Source organism: Candidatus Planktophila versatilis (genome assembly GCF_002288105.1).
GTDB lineage: Bacteria > Actinomycetota > Actinomycetes > Nanopelagicales > Nanopelagicaceae > Planktophila > Planktophila versatilis.
On sequence record NZ_CP016774.1, the window covers coordinates 1171597 to 1189968 of the forward strand.

20 protein-coding genes and 1 tRNA gene are annotated in these 18372 nt (G+C 47.1%); 7 read left to right on the top strand and 14 right to left on the bottom strand.

Annotated elements, in window-relative coordinates:
- Positions 1-6: 6 nt before the first annotated feature.
- Genes folE through A1sIA79_RS06100 form a run of 7 tightly spaced genes read right to left on the bottom strand, consistent with a single transcriptional unit; the run spans position 7 to position 7198 of the window.
- Complete coding sequence (gene folE, locus A1sIA79_RS06070) at positions 7-618, bottom strand: GTP cyclohydrolase I FolE (protein ID WP_241389350.1); 612 nt, start codon at positions 616-618, stop codon at positions 7-9.
- The gene (gene ftsH, locus A1sIA79_RS06075; protein WP_095675298.1) at positions 615-2684 is read right to left on the bottom strand and encodes an ATP-dependent zinc metalloprotease FtsH; all 2070 of its coding nucleotides are present in this window, start codon (positions 2682-2684) and stop codon (positions 615-617) included. Before ftsH ends, folE begins: the two co-directional genes overlap by 4 nt.
- A gap of 8 nt (positions 2685-2692) precedes the next feature.
- Entirely contained in the window at positions 2693-3244 is a 552-nt protein-coding gene (gene hpt / locus A1sIA79_RS06080) for a hypoxanthine phosphoribosyltransferase (RefSeq protein ID WP_095675299.1), read from the bottom strand.
- Positions 3245-3275: 31 nt separating this feature from the next.
- A complete protein-coding gene (tilS, locus tag A1sIA79_RS06085; RefSeq protein WP_095675300.1) occupies positions 3276-4235 on the bottom strand; it encodes a tRNA lysidine(34) synthetase TilS in 960 nt (319 codons plus the stop codon).
- Positions 4236-4244: 9 nt separating this feature from the next.
- Positions 4245-5447: a C40 family peptidase gene (locus tag A1sIA79_RS06090; RefSeq protein WP_095675301.1), complete on the bottom strand. Its 1203-nt coding sequence runs from the start codon at positions 5445-5447 to the stop codon at positions 4245-4247.
- Between the two features lie 54 nt (positions 5448-5501).
- Entirely contained in the window at positions 5502-6293 is a 792-nt protein-coding gene (locus A1sIA79_RS06095; RefSeq protein WP_095675302.1) for an ABC transporter permease, read from the bottom strand.
- Positions 6290-7198, bottom strand: a complete 909-nt coding sequence (locus A1sIA79_RS06100; protein ID WP_095675303.1) for an ABC transporter ATP-binding protein — start codon at positions 7196-7198, stop codon at positions 6290-6292. Before A1sIA79_RS06100 ends, A1sIA79_RS06095 begins: the two co-directional genes overlap by 4 nt.
- Positions 7199-7234: 36 nt before the next feature.
- Between A1sIA79_RS06100 and metZ the strand changes: the two genes are divergently transcribed.
- Positions 7235-8458 carry an O-succinylhomoserine sulfhydrylase gene (gene metZ, locus A1sIA79_RS06105; RefSeq protein WP_095675304.1) on the top strand — a complete coding sequence of 408 codons (1224 nt, stop codon included), beginning with the start codon at positions 7235-7237 and terminating at the stop codon, positions 8456-8458.
- Here the strand turns inward: metZ and A1sIA79_RS06110 are convergent.
- Complete coding sequence (locus A1sIA79_RS06110) at positions 8440-9309, bottom strand: heme o synthase (protein ID WP_095675305.1); 870 nt, start codon at positions 9307-9309, stop codon at positions 8440-8442. The genes metZ and A1sIA79_RS06110 overlap by 19 nt on opposite strands.
- Positions 9310-9348: 39 nt before the next feature.
- Between A1sIA79_RS06110 and A1sIA79_RS06115 the strand changes: the two genes are divergently transcribed.
- Entirely contained in the window at positions 9349-10431 is a 1083-nt protein-coding gene (locus tag A1sIA79_RS06115; RefSeq protein ID WP_095675306.1) for a YncE family protein, read from the top strand.
- On the opposite strand, the gene A1sIA79_RS06120 is transcribed toward A1sIA79_RS06115, so the two are convergent.
- Complete coding sequence (locus A1sIA79_RS06120; RefSeq protein WP_095675307.1) at positions 10409-11638, bottom strand: D-alanyl-D-alanine carboxypeptidase; 1230 nt, start codon at positions 11636-11638, stop codon at positions 10409-10411. The two genes, A1sIA79_RS06115 and A1sIA79_RS06120, sit on opposite strands and share 23 nt — an antisense overlap.
- Positions 11639-11649: 11 nt before the next feature.
- Positions 11650-11997 carry a hypothetical protein gene (locus tag A1sIA79_RS06125; protein WP_095675308.1) on the bottom strand — a complete coding sequence of 116 codons (348 nt, stop codon included), beginning with the start codon at positions 11995-11997 and terminating at the stop codon, positions 11650-11652.
- Positions 11998-12041: 44 nt separating this feature from the next.
- Between A1sIA79_RS06125 and A1sIA79_RS06130 the strand changes: the two genes are divergently transcribed.
- On the top strand, positions 12042-12692 hold the full coding sequence (locus tag A1sIA79_RS06130; protein ID WP_095675309.1) for a TrmH family RNA methyltransferase: 651 nt from the start codon (positions 12042-12044) through the stop codon (positions 12690-12692).
- A gap of 7 nt (positions 12693-12699) precedes the next feature.
- Here A1sIA79_RS06130 and A1sIA79_RS06135 read toward each other — a convergent pair whose 3' ends face one another.
- A complete protein-coding gene (locus tag A1sIA79_RS06135; protein WP_095675310.1) occupies positions 12700-13653 on the bottom strand; it encodes a tetratricopeptide repeat protein in 954 nt (317 codons plus the stop codon).
- A gap of 153 nt (positions 13654-13806) precedes the next feature.
- Here A1sIA79_RS06135 and A1sIA79_RS06140 point away from each other — a divergent pair, with 153 nt between their 5' ends.
- From A1sIA79_RS06140 to A1sIA79_RS06155, 4 genes are all read left to right on the top strand, one after another.
- A complete protein-coding gene (locus tag A1sIA79_RS06140; protein ID WP_095675311.1) occupies positions 13807-14484 on the top strand; it encodes an energy-coupling factor ABC transporter permease in 678 nt (225 codons plus the stop codon).
- Positions 14481-14786 carry a PDGLE domain-containing protein gene (locus A1sIA79_RS06145; RefSeq protein WP_095675312.1) on the top strand — a complete coding sequence of 102 codons (306 nt, stop codon included), beginning with the start codon at positions 14481-14483 and terminating at the stop codon, positions 14784-14786. The genes A1sIA79_RS06140 and A1sIA79_RS06145 overlap by 4 nt, the downstream gene beginning before the upstream one ends.
- 92 nt (positions 14787-14878) lie before the next feature.
- Entirely contained in the window at positions 14879-15598 is a 720-nt protein-coding gene (gene cbiQ / locus A1sIA79_RS06150) for a cobalt ECF transporter T component CbiQ (RefSeq protein ID WP_190277050.1), read from the top strand.
- A gap of 3 nt (positions 15599-15601) precedes the next feature.
- Positions 15602-16348 (top strand): energy-coupling factor ABC transporter ATP-binding protein, encoded by a 747-nt coding sequence (locus tag A1sIA79_RS06155; protein WP_095675313.1) that lies wholly within the window; start codon positions 15602-15604, stop codon positions 16346-16348.
- On the opposite strand, the gene A1sIA79_RS06160 is transcribed toward A1sIA79_RS06155, so the two are convergent.
- From A1sIA79_RS06160 to A1sIA79_RS06170, 3 genes are all read right to left on the bottom strand, one after another.
- Positions 16322-17236, bottom strand: coding sequence for a DMT family transporter (locus A1sIA79_RS06160; protein WP_095675314.1), 915 nt, complete (start codon positions 17234-17236; stop codon positions 16322-16324). The genes A1sIA79_RS06155 and A1sIA79_RS06160 overlap by 27 nt on opposite strands.
- 20 nt (positions 17237-17256) lie before the next feature.
- Positions 17257-17329: transfer RNA gene (locus tag A1sIA79_RS06165), tRNA-Lys, on the bottom strand.
- A gap of 48 nt (positions 17330-17377) precedes the next feature.
- Positions 17378-18343 carry an L-threonylcarbamoyladenylate synthase gene (locus tag A1sIA79_RS06170; RefSeq protein ID WP_190277051.1) on the bottom strand — a complete coding sequence of 322 codons (966 nt, stop codon included), beginning with the start codon at positions 18341-18343 and terminating at the stop codon, positions 17378-17380.
- Between the last annotated feature and the right edge of the window lie 29 nt (positions 18344-18372).

An 18372-nucleotide genomic window follows, 5' to 3' on the forward strand; every position in this document is an offset into this window, starting at 1 on the left:
TGAGATTTATCGATTCGTAATAAGACTAATTGCTTCAGCGCGAGTTGTTGGGTCGCGCAGAACTCCGCGCACAGCTGATGTCGTTGTTCGCGCTTGAGACTTACGCACCCCACGCATTGACATACATAGGTGCTCGCAATCAATAATCACAATTACGCCCATTGGCTTAAGTATTTCAACAAGGGCGTCGGCAATCTGAGTTGTTAATCGCTCCTGCACCTGTGGTCTATGTGCAAAGAGATCAACTAACCGAGCAACTTTAGAAAGTCCGGTAATTTTTCCACTGGGGATATATCCAACGTGAGCAACACCATGAAATGGAGTGAGGTGGTGCTCGCAATGAGAAAATACCTCGATATCGCGAATGATGACTAACTCTTCATGTCCAATATCAAAAGTTGTTGTCAATACATCTTCTGGCTTCTGCCAGAGTCCCTCAAAGTTTTCGGCAAATGCACGAGCAACGCGAGCTGGTGTGTCCTTTAATCCTTCACGATCGGGATCTTCACCAAGGGCCAATAAGAGTTCGCGGACAGCCTTTTCTGCGCGCTCATGATCATATGGATGCGATGCGCCTCCATCATGTGGCCCCATTGATACTGAAGAAATATCACTCACTCGGAAGTTGCTTTCTTCACGCGCCGTGCTTTTTTCGATGCATCAGGTGTTGCGGTGATGATGCGCTCTGGAATATCAACCGGTGGAGTAGCTGAAGGTGTGCGTGTTTCTGATCCTGTCCATGCCGGACGATTAGGCCATGACCTCACCTTGGCAAATATCTGCGCAATCTCTTCTTTATTGAGCGTTTCAATCTCAAGAAGTTTAATTACCATTTCATCAAGAATGGTTCTATTTGCTTCAAGAATGTCATAAGCCTCTTGGTGGGCAGTTTCAATTAATTTACGGATTTCAGCATCGACTACTGCAGCAACGTTCTCTGAATAATCTCGTTGATGTCCATAGTCACGGCCCATAAATGGTTCTGATGCATCGGTTCCTAATTTAATTGCGCCAATTGCCTCAGTCATTCCATATTGGGTCACCATTGCGCGAGCAAGCGCGGTTGCCTTTTCAATGTCATTTGAGGCACCAGTGGATGGGTCATGGAAGATAAGTTCTTCGGCGGCGCGACCACCCAGTGAATACGCCAACTGATCAAGAAGTTGGTTACGTGTAGTTGAGTATCTATCTTCATCAGGCAAAACCATGGTGTAACCAAGTGCTCGCCCGCGCGGCATGATAGTTATTTTATGAACTGGATCAGTATGCGGAAGAGCATGCGCAACAAGTGCGTGACCTGCTTCGTGATATGCAGTAACGCGACGCTCTTCTTCAGACATCAACCGTGACTTGCGTTGTGGTCCGGCCATGACACGATCAATGGCTTCATCTATCTGCGTATTGCCAATTGTCTTTTGGCCTTCGCGCGCAGATAGCAACGCTGCTTCATTAAGCACATTTGCTAGATCGGCTCCAGTGAATCCTGGTGTTCTGCGGGCATATGCAACGAGTTCAACTTCCTTTGAAATTGGCTTGTTCTTTGCATGCACTTTCAGAATATCTCCCCGGCCCTTGAGATCTGGGCGCTCGACTGGAATCTGACGATCAAAACGCCCTGGACGAAGAAGTGCTGGATCAAGAACATCTGGACGGTTTGTGGCAGCAATGAGAATTACTTGGCCATTAGCTTCAAAGCCATCCATCTCTACCAGAAGCTGATTCAGAGTTTGTTCGCGTTCATCATGGCCGCCACCCATACCAGCACCACGCTGGCGTCCAACTGCATCGATTTCATCTACGAAAACAATTGCGGGTGCGTTCGCTTTCGCTTGGTTAAACAAGTCACGAACTCGGGCGGCGCCAACTCCCACAAACATTTCTACAAAGTCAGAGCCAGAAATTGAGTAGAAAGGAACTTTCGCTTCACCAGCAACGGCGCGAGCAAGAAGAGTCTTTCCTGTTCCTGGCGGGCCGTAGAGAAGTACTCCCTTAGGAATCTTGGCACCGAGTAGCGCGTACTTAGCGGGATCTGCCAGGAAATCTTTTATTTCTTCTAGCTCAGCGATTGCTTCATCAGCACCTGCAACGTCATCAAAAGTATTCTGCGGTACATCGTTATCTTGCAGCTTTGCCCGTGATTTACCAAAGGAAAATACTCTATTTCCACCTTGTGCTTGGCTCATCAACAGGAAGAAGAGCAGACCGATAATAAGTATTGGACCGAAGCTAAAGAGAATAGTCGTTAGTACTGATGTCTTTGGAACATCTACCGTCCAGCCTTTTATTGGCGGATTAGCTGTGAGTTCATCGATAAGTGTGGGTTCTTGGCGCGCAATGTAAGAAGCTTCAACTTTTGTTGCACCTTTAATTGTCTTTCCATTACTTAATATCAGGCGAATCTTCTGACTCTTATCAATAAGCACGGCTGACTCAACTTCAGATTGTGAGATGGCAGCAATTGCTTGTGAAGTCTTAATCTCGGTATACCTATTCGAGGCGCTGGAGATCTGCCCAAAAATAGTCACACCAATGATGGCGACGATGATCCAAAAGAGGGGTCCTCGGAAAAGTTTCTGTGCGCGAGTTTGCGGCGTCGCTTTCACATTCTTTTTCGCAGCGCTTTTCTCCTTGGACTTTTTGAATCTATCCAATGGGGACTTAGTTTGGGGTGCTTGGGAAGACATGGAGCTCCTTATGAGTACATGTGCTTGGCAAGCACACCAATAAATGAAAGGTTGCGATACTTCTCATCGAAGTCGAGTCCATATCCGACAACGAACTCTGTCGGAATATCAAAGCCGACGTATTTAACGTTAACGTCGACTTTGGCAGCTTCAGGCTTACGGAGAATTGCCAGAATTTCAACAGATGCCGCGCCGCGAGACAGTAAGTTTGATTTAAGCCATGACAGCGTCAAACCAGAATCAACAATGTCTTCCACAATCAGCACATGGCGACCAGTGATATCGCGATCTAAATCTTTAAGGATGCGGACTACGCCACTTGATTTTGTGCCAGAGCCGTAGGAAGAAACAGCCATCCAGTCCATTTCAATATGTGTTTGCATCGCACGAGTGAGGTCTGCCATCGCCATGATCGCACCTTTAAGAACTCCGACAAGAAGAACTTGCTTATCTTTGTAATCGGCATCAACGAGCGCTGCAAGTTCTTTAATCTTTGCAGCCAGTTCTGCTTCCGTTGCAATTACTTTTTCAACATCTGTGCCGACTGCTGCGAGATCCACCGGGTGTGCTCCTTATGTGTTCGAATCGAACTTACTGGTTTGAGAGCGAAAGTCTGCCCGAAATTCGCTCAACCTTCACACCACCCGGCAGGCTCACCAGCCCCTGACCGTGCCAAGAAGTGACCAGCGCCTCAACTGACCCGATATGGTCGGCTGAAATTGAGCCTGAAGGTGCACCCGCTGCATAGATTGCGCTGCGCAGGATGCGAGTTCTGATCGCTCGAGGCAAAAGCTCAAGGGCTGAGCAATCCAAATCTTTGAGGTTATGACTTGAAATTTCAGCGCTGGCAATTGCATCGAGGGCATCGGCATCATCTCGAAGTAAAGCAGCACTGCGGGCCAGAGCTGCTGCAATTCCAGGGCCAATCTGTTCTTCCATTACCGGCAGAACTTCACGGCGAACTCTCACTCTAGAAAACTCATGGTTTTCGTTATGAGGATCATTCCAAAATTCGATACCTGCTTCCGTGCAGGCTTCTTCGGTCTGCGTGCGAGTAAGTGAGAGAAGTGGCCTCAGATAAATTCCATTTTCAATTGCCATCCCGGAAAGTGAACGAGTTCCTGAACCACGAGCTAATCCGAGTAGAACGCTTTCTGCTTGATCATCTCGGGTGTGCCCCAGTAAAACCCTGACCGCATTTTTTTCTGCTGCAATTCTTTGTAGCGCTTCGTATCGAGCACTTCGCGCGCCAGCTTCTAATCCAGATTCAAGTGAGACATTTACTTTGGCAACCACCACATCTTGAAAGCCCATTGCTCTCAATTGTTTTTCGACTTTCGCTGCCTGGTCGGCTGATTTCTCTTGCAGTTGATGATCGATAGTGACTGCAACGGCCTTGATTGCTAGCGGGGCGCACTCAACAAGTGTTGCTTGGGCTAGAGCGAGTGAATCTGCTCCGCCAGAGACTGCAACAAGAATGCAGTCGCCAGCTTCACATCTTTCGAGTTGCTCTCTTACCGCGTTACGAATTGCAACTGATGCCTGCGCCATGGGTCTAGGTTAGACCCGACCACCAAATGGCATAAGTCCCTTTACGCTATAAATATTTGAATAGAGCAGGCCTTTGCCCTTGGAATTCGCTTCCCACATCATGCCGCCACCTGCATAAATTGTGATGTGGTGAATTGTTGAGATGGTTCCTTTATATGAGTAAAAGAGAAGATCACCCGGTACCAACTCATTGAGAGACACATGCTTTGTATAACCTGAATAGAGCGCTGAGTTAAGGCGATCCCAGTTAGGCCATCCAAGGCCAGCAGATTTGTAAGCTGCATAAACCAACCCGGAACAGTCGAATGAGTTAGGACCCTCTGAACCCCAAATATATGGTTTGCGCGCGAGGACCTGCTTCTTTGCAAATGCAACTGCAGCTGCACGTTGTGCTTCAGTGGTGCGAATGGTTGATCTTCCTTTAAATCCTATATCTGGCCAAACTTTTGCTTGGTTGATGGTGTTCGCTGCAGTTCCTGCCTGGCTCTCTTCCAGGAGAGCGAGCTGTCGCTGTTGTTCAAGTGTGATGCGAACATTTCGTGCAGTAGCAAGTTCTTTAATCAACTTATCTTGCACTGCGCGAAGTTTATCTACCTCTTTTTGTTGCAGTGCTTGTGCATCATCGGCAACTTTCTTAGCTGCTGCAACTTTTGCAGTTGCTACTTCTTGCACTGCTTTCGCCTCTTCCGCTTTTTTCTTGGCCGCACGAGCAACAATCTCTGCTTCTTTATATCTATCTAACGCAGTGCTGTTTTGTGCACCTAAGGTATTTAGTGTTGAAAGTTGATCAATCAGATCTTGTGGGCCGTTTGCACTGAGCAGTGGTTCGATATCACTCATCGCACCACCAAGCATGTAAGCATCAACTGCTAACTTGCCAATCACGCGATGTGCTTCTTGCACTGCTGCTGCAGTCTCAGCTGCATACTTGGCGGCAGCAACTGCTTGCGCGGTAGCGATATTCAGCTCATTCTGCGCCTTGAGATAGAGAGCTCGCGCAACACTTGCCTTTGCCGTCAATTCTTTGAGAGTTGTATTTGCAGCCGATAATTTCTTTGCTGCTGCATCGGCGATCGCCTTCTTCGCCGCTTCTGCTTTCTTGGCGGCTTCAATTTCGGCCAAAGTCGGCTTGGGTTTTGCCACAGCAGGTGTAGATGCCAAAGTCAGCCCGGCAATAATTGCAAGGCTAAGTAGGCGATTTCTGCGGCGCATTGAAGAAGAATAAATCAGAGACAGTTATTAGTTGGGGCTATTGGCCCTGTGTCGTTAGTTAGCCACATCTCTTCGAGAGAAAAGTGTTGCGGCAACTATCGATCCAACAAATACATAGAGAGTTCCCAGAATTAACGCATGCAAATATGAAACATCTGAGCTACCACCTTGGGCAATTACTGATAGTTGATTTCCAGGCATCCAATCCAGCGTCACTGGCTTCACAGCGCCGATGAGGTTTTCAATAATAAGAAGCCACAAAACCCCGATAGAGATCGCAGAAATTGGCGAGCGAAAGAGCAGTCCTAACACCATTCCTACGATGCCAAAGTAAATGACTGAGATGCTGACATTGAGCAGCGTTTGACCAATTGCGTGGAAGCCCGATGCTGTGAACCATAAATCTGTCGCAACTTTGGCGCGCCCAGATAAAGCAACGGAAATCCCGATGCTCACGACTGCCGAGATAATCACTAATACAAGTGCAAAGAGTTTCATGGCAATTAATTTGCCGGCCAAAATCCGAAGCCGCCCAGGTTGGCGCACAAGGAGATTTCTTAAAGTTCCGTAGGTGTACTCCTGCGCGGTCTGTGCGGCAAAAACACAGAGTGCAATAACTCCGAGTAACCCACCCACTGAGGCAAATCCAAAAACAGAGCCCCCGGCTAATTCCAGAACTTCTCGACTCACCTGGCGACCACGATCTGAGTTTCCTCTTTCAGAATCAATCATGAGGTAGAGAAAAATGCTCGTTAGGCCAGTGAAAAAAAGAGCAGCACCTAAAGTGCCAAGGAAGAGAGTTGGTCTGCGCAGCTTGCGCCACTCGGCCATAATCACGCGAATCATGAACGATCTCCAGTCATTTCAAAGAATGTCTCTTCTAGGTTAGGAAGTTGCGGAGCAAGTTGGGTAAGAACAATGCCTGCTTCAAATGCTTTTTTATTAAGAGTTCCAGCCCACTCCTCTGGACCTTCAATATGTGCAACTTCAGAGCGGATTGAGGCCTTATGTCCATCTTGCTCGGCAATCTCAATAATCTTCTGTAAGTCCGAAGGATTTTGTGTCTTCACCAAAATCAGTGGCTGTTGCGCTTGCATAAGTTCTAGAAGTGGGCCTGCAAATACAACTTCACCTTTTCGTAACATGACAATGTATTCACTAATGAGTTCTAGCTCTGAAAGCAAATGTGATGAGACGAAAACCGTGGTGCCCTGTGAAGCTAGCTTTTTTAGTAAGTCGCGAACTTCTTGAATACCTTCTGGATCTAATCCATTGGTTGGTTCATCTAGTATCAAAATCTTTGGATTCGGCAGCAGGGCTGCTGCAATACCCAGTCGCTGCTTCATGCCGAGTGAATATGTTTTATATTTCGATTGGCCTCGTCCCTCGAGTCCTACTGTGCGAATAAGTTCTTCCACACGTTCGATAGGAAAGCCGCCCAGGGTTGCCAGGACTTTAAGATTTTCCGCACCTGACAGCGCCGGATAGAAGGCAGGGCCTTCAATCATCGCGCCCACTTGTGAGAGGTATTTATCTGGGTGGCTAATGGATTGCCCAAGAATTTCCGCAGTTCCACCCGTAGGTGAGATCAAGCCGAGCAGCATACGAATAGTTGTTGTCTTACCCGCTCCATTAGGACCAACGAACCCACAGATGGTGCCTAAGGGAACTTCAAAATTTGCGTGCGAGACTGCAAAGCCAGAATCGTATTTCTTGCTGAGATCTTTGACAGATATCGCGATAGTCGTCATATGTGCAAAATACCACGCAAACCTTAGAATGCTCTTATGAGTAAAGAGGTCTGGGGTTATCACGAACACCCAAAACGTCGCGAGCCCGAGTGGGTAGTTCATCCACAAACTTCAGCAGTTCGCGAAGGACTCGCTCGTTCTGGATTCGGTGAGACATCTGAAGCGCTCTATCTCAACAGCGGATTTACCTACACCGATTCACAAGAAGCAGCCGATGCATTTACCGACCAAACTGATCATTTTCTCTATAGCCGCTTTCATAATCCAACTGTTGCCATGTTTGAAAAGCGTTTGGCAGCCATAGAAGGAGCAGAGCACTGCGTAGCAACCGCATCTGGAATGGCGGCAATGTTTGCATCCTTGGCTTGCATTCTTGAAGCTGGTGACCACATTGTTGCCTCAGCTGCGATGTTTAGCTCATGCCATGTTGTTATTACCGAAATCTTGCCTAAGTGGGGCGTGACCTACGAGTTAGTTAAAGCAAATGATAAAGCTGGCTGGGAAAAAGCACTGTCTAAGAAAGTAAAGGCAGTATTTATTGAAACACCAAGTAATCCACTTCTTGAAATTGTTGATATCAGATTTGTCTCCGATTTAGCTCACAAAGTTGGTGCAACGGTGATTGTTGATAACGTGATGGCATCGCCGGTATTGCAAAAACCGCTCGAGCTGGGCGCAGATGTGGTGATGTATTCAGCAACAAAACACATTGATGGTCAAGGTCGCGTCCTTGCCGGTGCAATTCTTGGATCGTTCTCGTATATCTATGGAAAATTGATTCCTTTTGTTCGACATACCGGACCAACACTGAGTGCATTTAACGCGTGGGTTCTTGTGAAATCACTTGAAACTATGGAACTTCGAGTTTCTCGTATGTCAGAAAGTGCGCAGGCTATTGCGGAATTTCTTGAAGGGCATCCAAAGATTAAGAGTGTTCGCTATCCAGGCTTGCCTTCGCATCCGGATTTTGAATTAGCTAAGAAGCAAATGAGTGCAGGTGGAACAACTATAGGTATTGAATTCGCCGGCTCACGACGGGAAGCCTTTACCTTTATGGATGCACTCTGCGTCATTGATATTTCAAATAATCTCGGGGATAGCAAATCACTCATTACTCATCCTGCTTCTACTACCCAGCGACGCCTGAGCCCTGAAGATCAGCTCAAGATGGGTATTACTCCTTCGGTACTCAGACTTTCCGTCGGTTTAGAACACGTTGGCGATTTAATTAAAGATCTAGATCAAGCACTGAGTAACTGAGCCACAACCAGTAATACAGAGAATAAACTCAAATAAGTGATTGACCAATGGAAAATTCCAGCAGCAACCTTGTTGTAGTTATCTGAATTCTCTTTGAGTGCAAATAGTTGGAATGTAAATACTGCTCCAAGAAATACTGTGGCGCATAGAACCCACACGGGTAGCCCTGCCAATTGAATCATGGCTGCAGAAGAAACGACCATGGCAATTGTGTGAAACCACATCTGGTTAATGACGTTAGATTGTGTTGAAACCGAAGGCAACATTGGAATTCCAGCCGCCGAATAATCATCTTTATATTTAATTGCAAGAGCCCAGAAATGTGGTGGCGTCCAAAAGAATACAACTAGAAAGAACGCAACCGGAACGAGAGTCAGTGATCCTGTGACAGCAGCCCAACCAATTAGAACTGGCATGCAACCAGCTGCACCACCCCAAACAATATTCTGTGAAGTGTTGGGCTTAAGAATGATTGTGTAAATGACCACGTAGTAGAAAATTGCTAGCGCTGCGAGAAGTGTTGCCAGCTCGGTGGTAAAGATTTCAAAAATGAGGAGAGATAGAACTGTCAATATAGAAGCGAAGATAATTGCTTGGGTTCGAGTAATGGATCCTGTTACCAAAGGACGCTGTGAAGTTCGAGCCATTAACTTATCGGTTTCAGCTTCAAGCACCATGTTAAAGGCGTTAGATGCACCTGCAGCTAACGTGCCACCAATCAGCGTTGCCGCAACTAAGCCAAAACTTGGTAACCCTTTCTCTGCTAGAACCATCGCTGGCAGAGTTGTAATAATCAAGAGTTCAACCACGCGTAATTTCATCAGGTCTACATATGCGCGCACCGACTTCATATGGATAGCCTACCTTTTTGCACTAGTACTCTTGCCGGCATGCGTAAGATCAAAGTCACAGTTGCCCTCTGTATTGCCGCTTTAACTCCCCTGGTTTTTGCCAGCCCATTACAAGCAAGTGAGCCAGCTGAATCCAAGATGCAGTTGGTTAAGACTTTCACTGGATCCTTGAGCCCTAAGTCGGTAGCTGCATCACAGAGCGGTTTGGTCAGTGCGCATAACATGATGTATCAACATAGCGTCACCATCTTTGATTCCCGTTCTCTTGAATTGATTACGACAGTCAAAGATTCAGTCTCACTTTCATCGCTAGGGATTCCAGGATTTTCGGGCACTTATCGAGGTGCTCCAGTAGAAGGGGCATTCTCGCCAGATTCACAGTATCTCTACTTCACTAACTATGCGATGTATGGAAAAGGGTTTACTAAAGAGGGACACGATGTGTGTTCGCCATCATCTGGCTTTGATACCAGTTTTGTTTCTCGAATCAATCTAGAGAACTATGAGATCGATGCTGTGTATCCAGTGGGTTCAGTTCCCAAAGTAGTAAGTGTTACACCTGATAACAAATATGTTCTAGTCAGTAACTGGTGTTCATATACAGTTTCGGTAATCTCGGTTGAAAAACAAAAAGTAATCAAGACCATGAAAATTGGTCGATATCCCAGAGGTATAGCAATCTCATCAGATAGTAGATATGCCTACGTCGCTGAGATGGGTGGGAATAGTATTCATCGAATTGATTTAACTGACTTTACTAAGTCATCGATTCCAATTGGATCTAACCCGCGTGCTATTCAATTATCGCCAGATGACAAAACTCTCTACGCCACCCTTAATATCTCAGGAAAAGTTATAGCTTGGAATTTAGAGCGGAACAAGGTCATCAAAAGTGTAAAGACTGGACTTTCTGCACGCAGCCTGGCACTTAATGGTGATGGAACGGCGCTCTTCGTAGTCAATTTCAGAAGCGGAACCATGACGAAGTTGCGGGCTGCCGATCTTTCGATTATCCAAAACGTTAAGGTATGCAAAGAACCTATCGGTGTTACCTACGATAATGAAACTGAACAAGCCTGGGTTGCTTGTTATGAAGGTTCTATAAAGGTATTTCAGAACTAGCAATCTCTAATTCTGGTTCTAGTTCTGACGCTGGTACCGGTTCTGGTTCTGGTTGAACGCGAGGCATGAAGGGCGCCGCAATCTTTCCCAGAATCCGATCAACTAGATCTCGTATTCGGCTAGCGACAGAATAAGTCTTTACATGTCTATCGGAAATGATGACAAATGCATATTCGCGGTCTCCGGATTCAACATACCCCGCTAAATTAGTTGTATTGCTCAGCGTTCCAGTCTTTGCTTTAACTAAACCGACTGCATCTGGGGCAGTTTCAGTAAATCGGTTTCGTAGGGTGCCAGAAATACCACTTATCGGAAAACCGTTTATTAGTGGCACGAATCGTTCATCTGTTCTAATTTTCACAAGTAATTGACCGACCAGATTTGCGGTGACGCGATTTTCTTTAGATAACCCGCTGGCATCTTTGATAATCATCTTTGAAGATTCGATTCCAAGTTCTGCCAATGCATTTGAGAAAGTATCTGCAACACCAGCTTGATCAAAGGTATTGCCTGCGGCTACAGAGGCAAGTCGGGCTATCCGCTCCGAGAGCGTGTTATCACTCCATGCAATTGCATAAGCAAGCATTTCCTCAAGTACGGGAGACTCTGAGCCAAGAATTCGTGTGCCTGAAAAATCAAGAGCAGTCTGGTTGCTCACTCTCTTCATTTTTACATTTAAGCCCTTGGTTCGAAAAAACTTCTTAATATGTTCAGTTTCGGGAGTAAAAAGACTTGAATAGAAAAGGGTGAAGTTCGAATTTAAATCTGGGTTTAGGTCCTTAAGTGCTTTGAGTGAGTTGAATTCAATCCGCGGTAAAGATGTTCGGCCCATCTTTTCGGCAAGCTTGGCACTAGTACTAATCCATGGGTCGTAACTCCCTTGAATCACCAAACTATTTGGTTCTGTGCCAACCCAGAGCGAAGTGGGAAAGACCTGATCCATGGGCAGATGCATGACCGCTGCTACACCCATGAAAATCTTTTGAATAGATGCTGGCTTGCGTAGTGAATTCGCACCCTTCTCATAGACAACAGCACCATCTTGCTGGTCAATCACAACAACAGAAGGGTTTGCTAGGTACTTATTTTCAATATATCTACTAAATACAGATGCCACAGAGTTTGGCTCCAGCGCTGTTGCAGAAGCAGGGCTAAGAAAGGTAAGTAGGAGCAGGGCGCTGCAGAATAGGCTAACTTTACGTTTCATTACTAAATTGGTTACCAGATATATGCAATGAGCACATTAGAAAGCGTGAGCACCAACATAGCCGCCCAGACAGAACTCTTGAGTTCAGCTTTCTTGAAATTCTTGTAGCCCAAGGTCAATAACACCGCAATAATCAATCCTTTAACGCCAAACTTTGTGTGATTGGCAACCTCATCAACTTTTACCGTTTCATATAGCCCCACCATGACAACTCCAGCAATAAGTGCAGTCAGTGTTGCGTGAACTACACCAGGGTTGAGAGTGCGTGGGCTCTTATTTACTTGCAGAAGAAGCAGCACCAAAATGGCAACGATGCAGAGTAGATGTATCCCAAATGCAATCTGGTAGACGATATTCATGATGCTCCTTGGTATTAGCCGTAAAGTAAGTTTAGAGTGCATCCATGGAAATCAACACACCTGCCGTCATCGGACCGGGTGAATTCTTCCCAGTTGTTGGCGTTGGCCCACATGAGAAGCCATGGCCAACGGGTGCTCAATACGACCCGGAGTTACTGGAAAACGGCGACCGCAGGAATGTCCTCGATCATTACAGGTATTGGTCGGTTGCAGCCATTGTTGCTGACCTCGACAGTAAACGTCATAAGCTACAAATTGCGATCGAGAACTGGCAACATGATTTAAACATTGGATCCGTTGTGCGCACCGCTAATGCTTTTAATGTTTCATTGGTCCACATCATCGGCAAGCGCGATTGGAATAAACGCGGAGCAATGGTCACCGATCGCTACCTGACAGTCATGCATCACCCCACTGTTGCTGACTTTGCGACGTGGTGTAAGGAGAATGAAGTTCCCATCATTGGAATCGATAACGTTCCTTCTTCAAAACATCTAGAGGGTTCAGCACTTCCCGAAAGGTGCGTCCTGCTCTTTGGGCAAGAAGGCGCTGGAATGTCAGATGAGGGCATTGCAGTATGTGAAGTGCTTTACGCCATTGAACAATACGGATCAACGCGTTCTATGAACGCATCTGCCGCCGGTGCTATTGCGATGTATCACTGGGCCCTGCAGCACTTACCGCGTAAGACTTAGAGTTGTTTTAGAAGCCGTCTTCTTTCGGAGCTTCTTCACTTTCTAGCGCTTCTCTTACTGTGGCAAGACGACGATCAACTTCATCGGCTTCTTCCATTCGCCCAAGTTGGCGCATGACAGCCACCATCCGAGTTTCAATATCTAGAATGAATTCAAAGTCTTTTGGCTCATCTTCAGCAATGATTTGAAGCACGTTATCAAGTGTAGAAAGCCCATCTTCTAGCTTTCCAAGCAGAATTTCGGCCTTGCCGTATTCAAAGAGGGCAAAGGTTTCCCGGCGATGATCATGGGCAGTTTCAAAGACATCGATTGATTTACGTGCCGCATCTAGCGCTTTTTCGCCTTCGCCAATTTCAACATAGCACGATGCAATTTTCTGATCACAACGAGCAACGTTGATTACTTCCTTTTCAATTTTAAACATCTTGCGCGCTTCTTGGAAACAAATTATTGCTTCATTAAAGTTCTTTAGCTCGCGATGAGCACATCCGATGAGGTGCATGTCATTTGCCGCGCCAATTGTGTTTCCATCGACGAGGTGTTCTTGCGAGCACTCATACATGGTCTCAATGACTTTTTCGTAATTCTTAGATGAGTACCACCACTCGCCCAAGGTGCAAGCAAGTTCAAGTGCAATCGGAGATTTGTTATCGCGCAAAATGGCAACGGCCTTGCTCATGGCAGTTGCAGCTTCATCCATGCGCTTTAATTGATTAAGGTTGTAACCAATTGCAGAATATGCCTGGGCTAAACCTTCACTGGGTGCCGATGCGCCAAGTTCTGAGAAAATATCTCGCGCAGTTTCGGCGAGCGCTAACGCTTCGTCATATTGGCCACGAGCAAAGATGCGAGCGGAGAGTTCGTAGAAAGTGTTGGCACGTTCTTCACCTTGAACCTCAGGGATTCGATCCCAGAGCATTTCCTCAGTGACGAGCTCTTCCTGGCCGTAATCTTCGCTCATATGTGACCTCCCGGTGGCTTGCGCCGTGCTTGGCAGATTCCTGCACTTTAGACCTAACGCTGGCCGCCCCGCGGTTATTTCGACTGGCACAACGGTAAATTCTCCATTAACCTTTTCCTGTTGCAAATCGTTTGCATCTAGGAGGCTCAACCCATGCATATCCCTGATGGATTCATCGATATCCCTACCTCTGTTGCTTTTGCCGGCATCGCCGCCGCCGGAGTGGCACTCTCCCTCAAAGGCGCCAAGTCAAGCCTTGATGAGAAGACTGCGCCACTTGCTGGCCTTACCGCGACCTTTATCTTCGCCGTACAGATGCTCAATTTTCCCGTTGCTGCTGGAACAAGTGGCCACTTACTCGGAGGCGCACTGGCTGCGATTCTGGTCGGACCTTGGGTTGCCTCGCTCGCGCTGACAGTCGTGCTGGTGATGCAAGCTCTGCTCTTCGCAGACGGCGGGCTGACCGCACTTGGTTTGAGCGTCTTTAACATGTCACTCATCGGAGTCTGGGTTGGCTACGCAATCTTCGTTCTGGTGAAGAAAATTCTTCCAAAAAATAAATCATCGATTTCAATTGCAGCCTTTGTCGCCGGATTGATCTCGGTGCCATGTGCTGCCGCCGGATTTGTTCTTCAGTATGCAATTGGCGGAACAGCAACGTTTTCAATCACACAAGTCCTTACCGCAATGATTGGTACCCATGTTCTGATTGGAATTGGCGAAGGCGTTATCTCCGCACTCGCCGTCGGAGCCGTTATGGCAAGTCGCTCTGACTTGGTCTACGGATATAAAGGATCCACTCAACTTCTAGAAACGAGAGTGAAAGAATGAATAAACAAAGTAAATTCCTCATCGCTGGATTTGTGCTCTCACTCTTTTTAGCAGGCGTCGTTTCAAACTATGCCTCCTCGAACCCAGATGGGCTTGAAAAGGTTGCTGAAGATATCGGATTCCTGGATAGCGCTAAGGAGCATACGAATGCAGATGGGCTGCTAGCTGACTACGGCGTCAAAGGTATTGAAAATGAACGCCTTTCAACTGGTGCCGCAGGAGTAATTGGCGTAATCGCCACTGCTGGAGTTTCAACTGGACTTTTCTTGGTCTTGCGACGCAAGAACGGCGCGAGTAGATAAACACTTCAACTTCCGAAAAAAGTCAGGTTCACTCACACGGCCATCACCACGGCCATGATGTAGGTGAGCGCCTTTATATTCACCGTCACTCTGTGGCTCACTCGCTGCCGTCACATCTAAAAATAATTGCAGTACTTCTCTTCGTTCTAGTTGTTGTATCCACCCCCATTACCTACTGGCCCGCTTTTGTTATCTTCTTAGCGTTGGTTATTGCGGCGGCAACAGCTGGGAAGATCTCAATCTTCACTCTCTCCAAGCGCGCACTAATCGAAGTCCCATTTATATTCTTTGCCGTGCTCATGCCCTTCTTCGGCACCGGCGAACGCTTTGAATTAGGTCCATTTAATCTCTATCGTGAAGGGCTACTTGCCGGTCTCTCAATCGTTGCCAAGGGAACTTTAGGTGTTTTAAGTGCCGTCATTCTCTCTACGACCACAACAGCTCGCGAGATTTTACGAGGGCTCGAGCGACTTCGCCTGCCAACAATCATGGTTCAGATTGCTTCCTTCATGTTGCGATATGTAAATGTGATCAGCGACGAGATGGAGCGGATGAAAATCGCTCGTCAATCACGCGGCTTTGATGCAACTGGCGTGAAACATTGGAAAGTAATCGCCACTTCGGCTGCTGCGCTCTTTATTCGTTCCTATGAACGAGGAGAACGAGTACACCTTGCCATGCTCTCTCGTGGATTTGATGGCGAGCTACCACATACGGAAGTGAAATCTGTCGGTGCCCGAGCATGGTTAACAGCCCTTACTATTCCTACCTTCGCCTTAATTACATCTATCTTTGTCAGGATGATTGGTTAAAACATGAGCAATCAACCAAGTTTATTGATTAACAATTTGGCATTTGCTTACCCTGATGGCAATCAGGCTCTCTATGGTGTAAATCTCCGCGTTGAAAAGGGTGAGCGGGTAGCTCTACTTGGTCCTAATGGCGCCGGAAAGACAACCCTTGTTCTGCATATGAATGGCATCCACCAGACAATGCAGGGCGAAGTATTTATCGCAGGTGAGAAAGTAGATTCAAAAAATAAGGAATCCATCCGGGCAGTCCGCTCAAAAGTAGGGATTGTTTTTCAAGATCCAGATGACCAATTATTTATGCCTACCGTCGGTGAAGATGTTGCTTTTGGTCCCTACAACATGGGCGTGCGCGGAGCCGAACTTGATGCAGTAGTTGACTATGCGCTGAATTTAGTCGGTATGAGCGAATTTAAAGATCGCCCACCACACCATCTCTCCTTTGGACAACGCAGACGAGTTGCTGTTGCCACGGTGCTCGCCATGAAACCAGAAATCTTGGTGATGGATGAACCATCTTCAAATCTTGACCCAGCTAGTCGCCGTGAACTTGCAGACATCTTGCGCTCACTCGATGTCACTATCGTGATGGTGACCCACGATCTTCCCTATGCCCACGAACTCTGTGAGCGGGCAGTCATTCTCTCTGGTGGAATTATTGTGGCTGATGACAAAACTGAATCGATTTTAAAAAATGAAGTGTTGCTTGCGACTCATCGCCTTGAATTACCGGTCGGTTTTACGCTTTCCTAACGAAATTCTCTCCTGCGCAATTGCTGCACCAAACAAAACAATGAGCGCGCCCACCGGCTCATTCCAGGTAATTGATTCGTTGAGAAAGATGATTCCCACGATAATTGCAACTAGTGGAGTCAGGTAAGTAACTGAGCTTGCAATCGCGCTACCAGCTAGTTGCATTACTTTGTAGTTCCATAAGTAGGCAAAGCCACTGCCAAAGACACCCAGGCCAATCATTGCCAGTACTGGTCCAATTCGATATTCGTACTTAGAAATTCCATCGAAAAGAAAGAAAGGTAAGAGTGTGAAGGCAGCCAACGTGAGCTGCATAGCCATGAGGGACTCGGTTTGAATCTTAAGTGGAATTACATATTTGCGGGTGTAAGGAAATGAAATTCCATAGCAACTGACGGCAAGGAGTAAGGCAAGTATTGCCCAGAGCGGATTATCACCGAGGCCTCTCCATGCACCCAGAACGGTAAGGACTCCAAGAAATCCAAGTAATAGACCCAGCAGTTGTGATGGCTTCGGTTTTTCCTCTCGGTTGATAACCAAAATTGCAATGATTGTCATCAATGGTGTCACGGCATTGATGATTCCTGCCAAAATTGAGGTCACTGCGGTTTCAGCAAGTGCAAAGAAAATTCCAGGAATGACGTTAATAAAGATTGCAACAACCCACAGATGAAATCGCACCATGCGATCTTTAGGTAGGGAGATTCCTCTTAACTTTGCATAGGTGAGAAGTGCCAGTGCGCCTAGTGCGCAGCGCACAAAGGCGACTCCGAAGGGTGTCAAGAATTCAAGACCTAACTTGATGAAGATAAAGGAACAGCCCCAGACAATTCCTAGTGTGATGTATGCAGGGATCCAAGAACTCTGACGCTGCACGGGGGTGTTCATGGTGTGACTTTACTTAAGAGTGGGCCCAGACAGGCTCGAACTGTCGACCCACGGATTAAAAGTCCGTTGCTCTACCGGCTGAGCTATAGGCCCCACATACAACTAGCGCCAACTGCGCGCTAGAAGCTGAACTTTATCACCTTAGCGACCGCGGCTGGCACGCAGTAATCGGTCGCGGATGGCTACTGAGATGTCATCTCCTGCTGGCTGGTGCACAACAACACGGGTTAATGAGCGCTCATCTGCACTTCGTAGCGCGGCATAAAGAACGCGCGCAAACTCTTCATTGTTTGCAGGTGATGCCAAGCGAACAACACCCTGCGGTGTGTGAACACTTGCAAGTGCAATAAATCCATCACCTGGTTGTGGCTGGCAATCAAGTGCCACTCTGGCTTCCGGTGAGTAATGATTTTCAAGTGATCCACTTACTCGAATATCTGTCTCGGATTCTTCAAGGTGTAATCCAGTTACCTGCTCAATCATCTCTGCCGTGATTGCACCAGGTCTTAAAATTCTTGGAGCAATACCCGTGCAATCAATGATTGTTGATTCAACGCCGACCTGCGATGGGCCGCCATCAAGAATGAGATCACCGTCAACTAGATAGTCTGCAAGTTCGGCGTTGACAGCTGCTGCAGATGTTGGTGAGACATGTCCAAAGCGATTAGCGCTCGGGGCGGCAATACCTTTACCGCCAAGCTCCTTAAATTCTGCAAGCAGCGCAAGTGCCACAACATGGTCTGGGACGCGTAGCCCGATGCTGTCTTGTCCCCCAGTAATAAAATCCTGCGCTAGTGATGAACGTATGAAGATAAGTGTCATGGGTCCTGGCCAATATTTACGTCCCAGTGAAATTGCATATTCCGGGATTTCATCGGCCCATTCAGAGATATCTGCCATTTCACTCACATGCACAATCAGCGGGTGATCGGCAGGACGTCCCTTTGCTTCATAAATTCTGGCAACGGCAGCAGCATTTGTAGCATCGGCGCCCAGCCCATAGACAGTCTCTGTCGGTAGTGCGACCAGTGAACCCGCTTTGAGTTGCTGGGCAGCGCGCGTAATTGCATCTGCTGTGCACTCAGATACGAATTGCCCGCTGCTCATGAGTTCAATTATCCAGCCTTTTTGCGAGA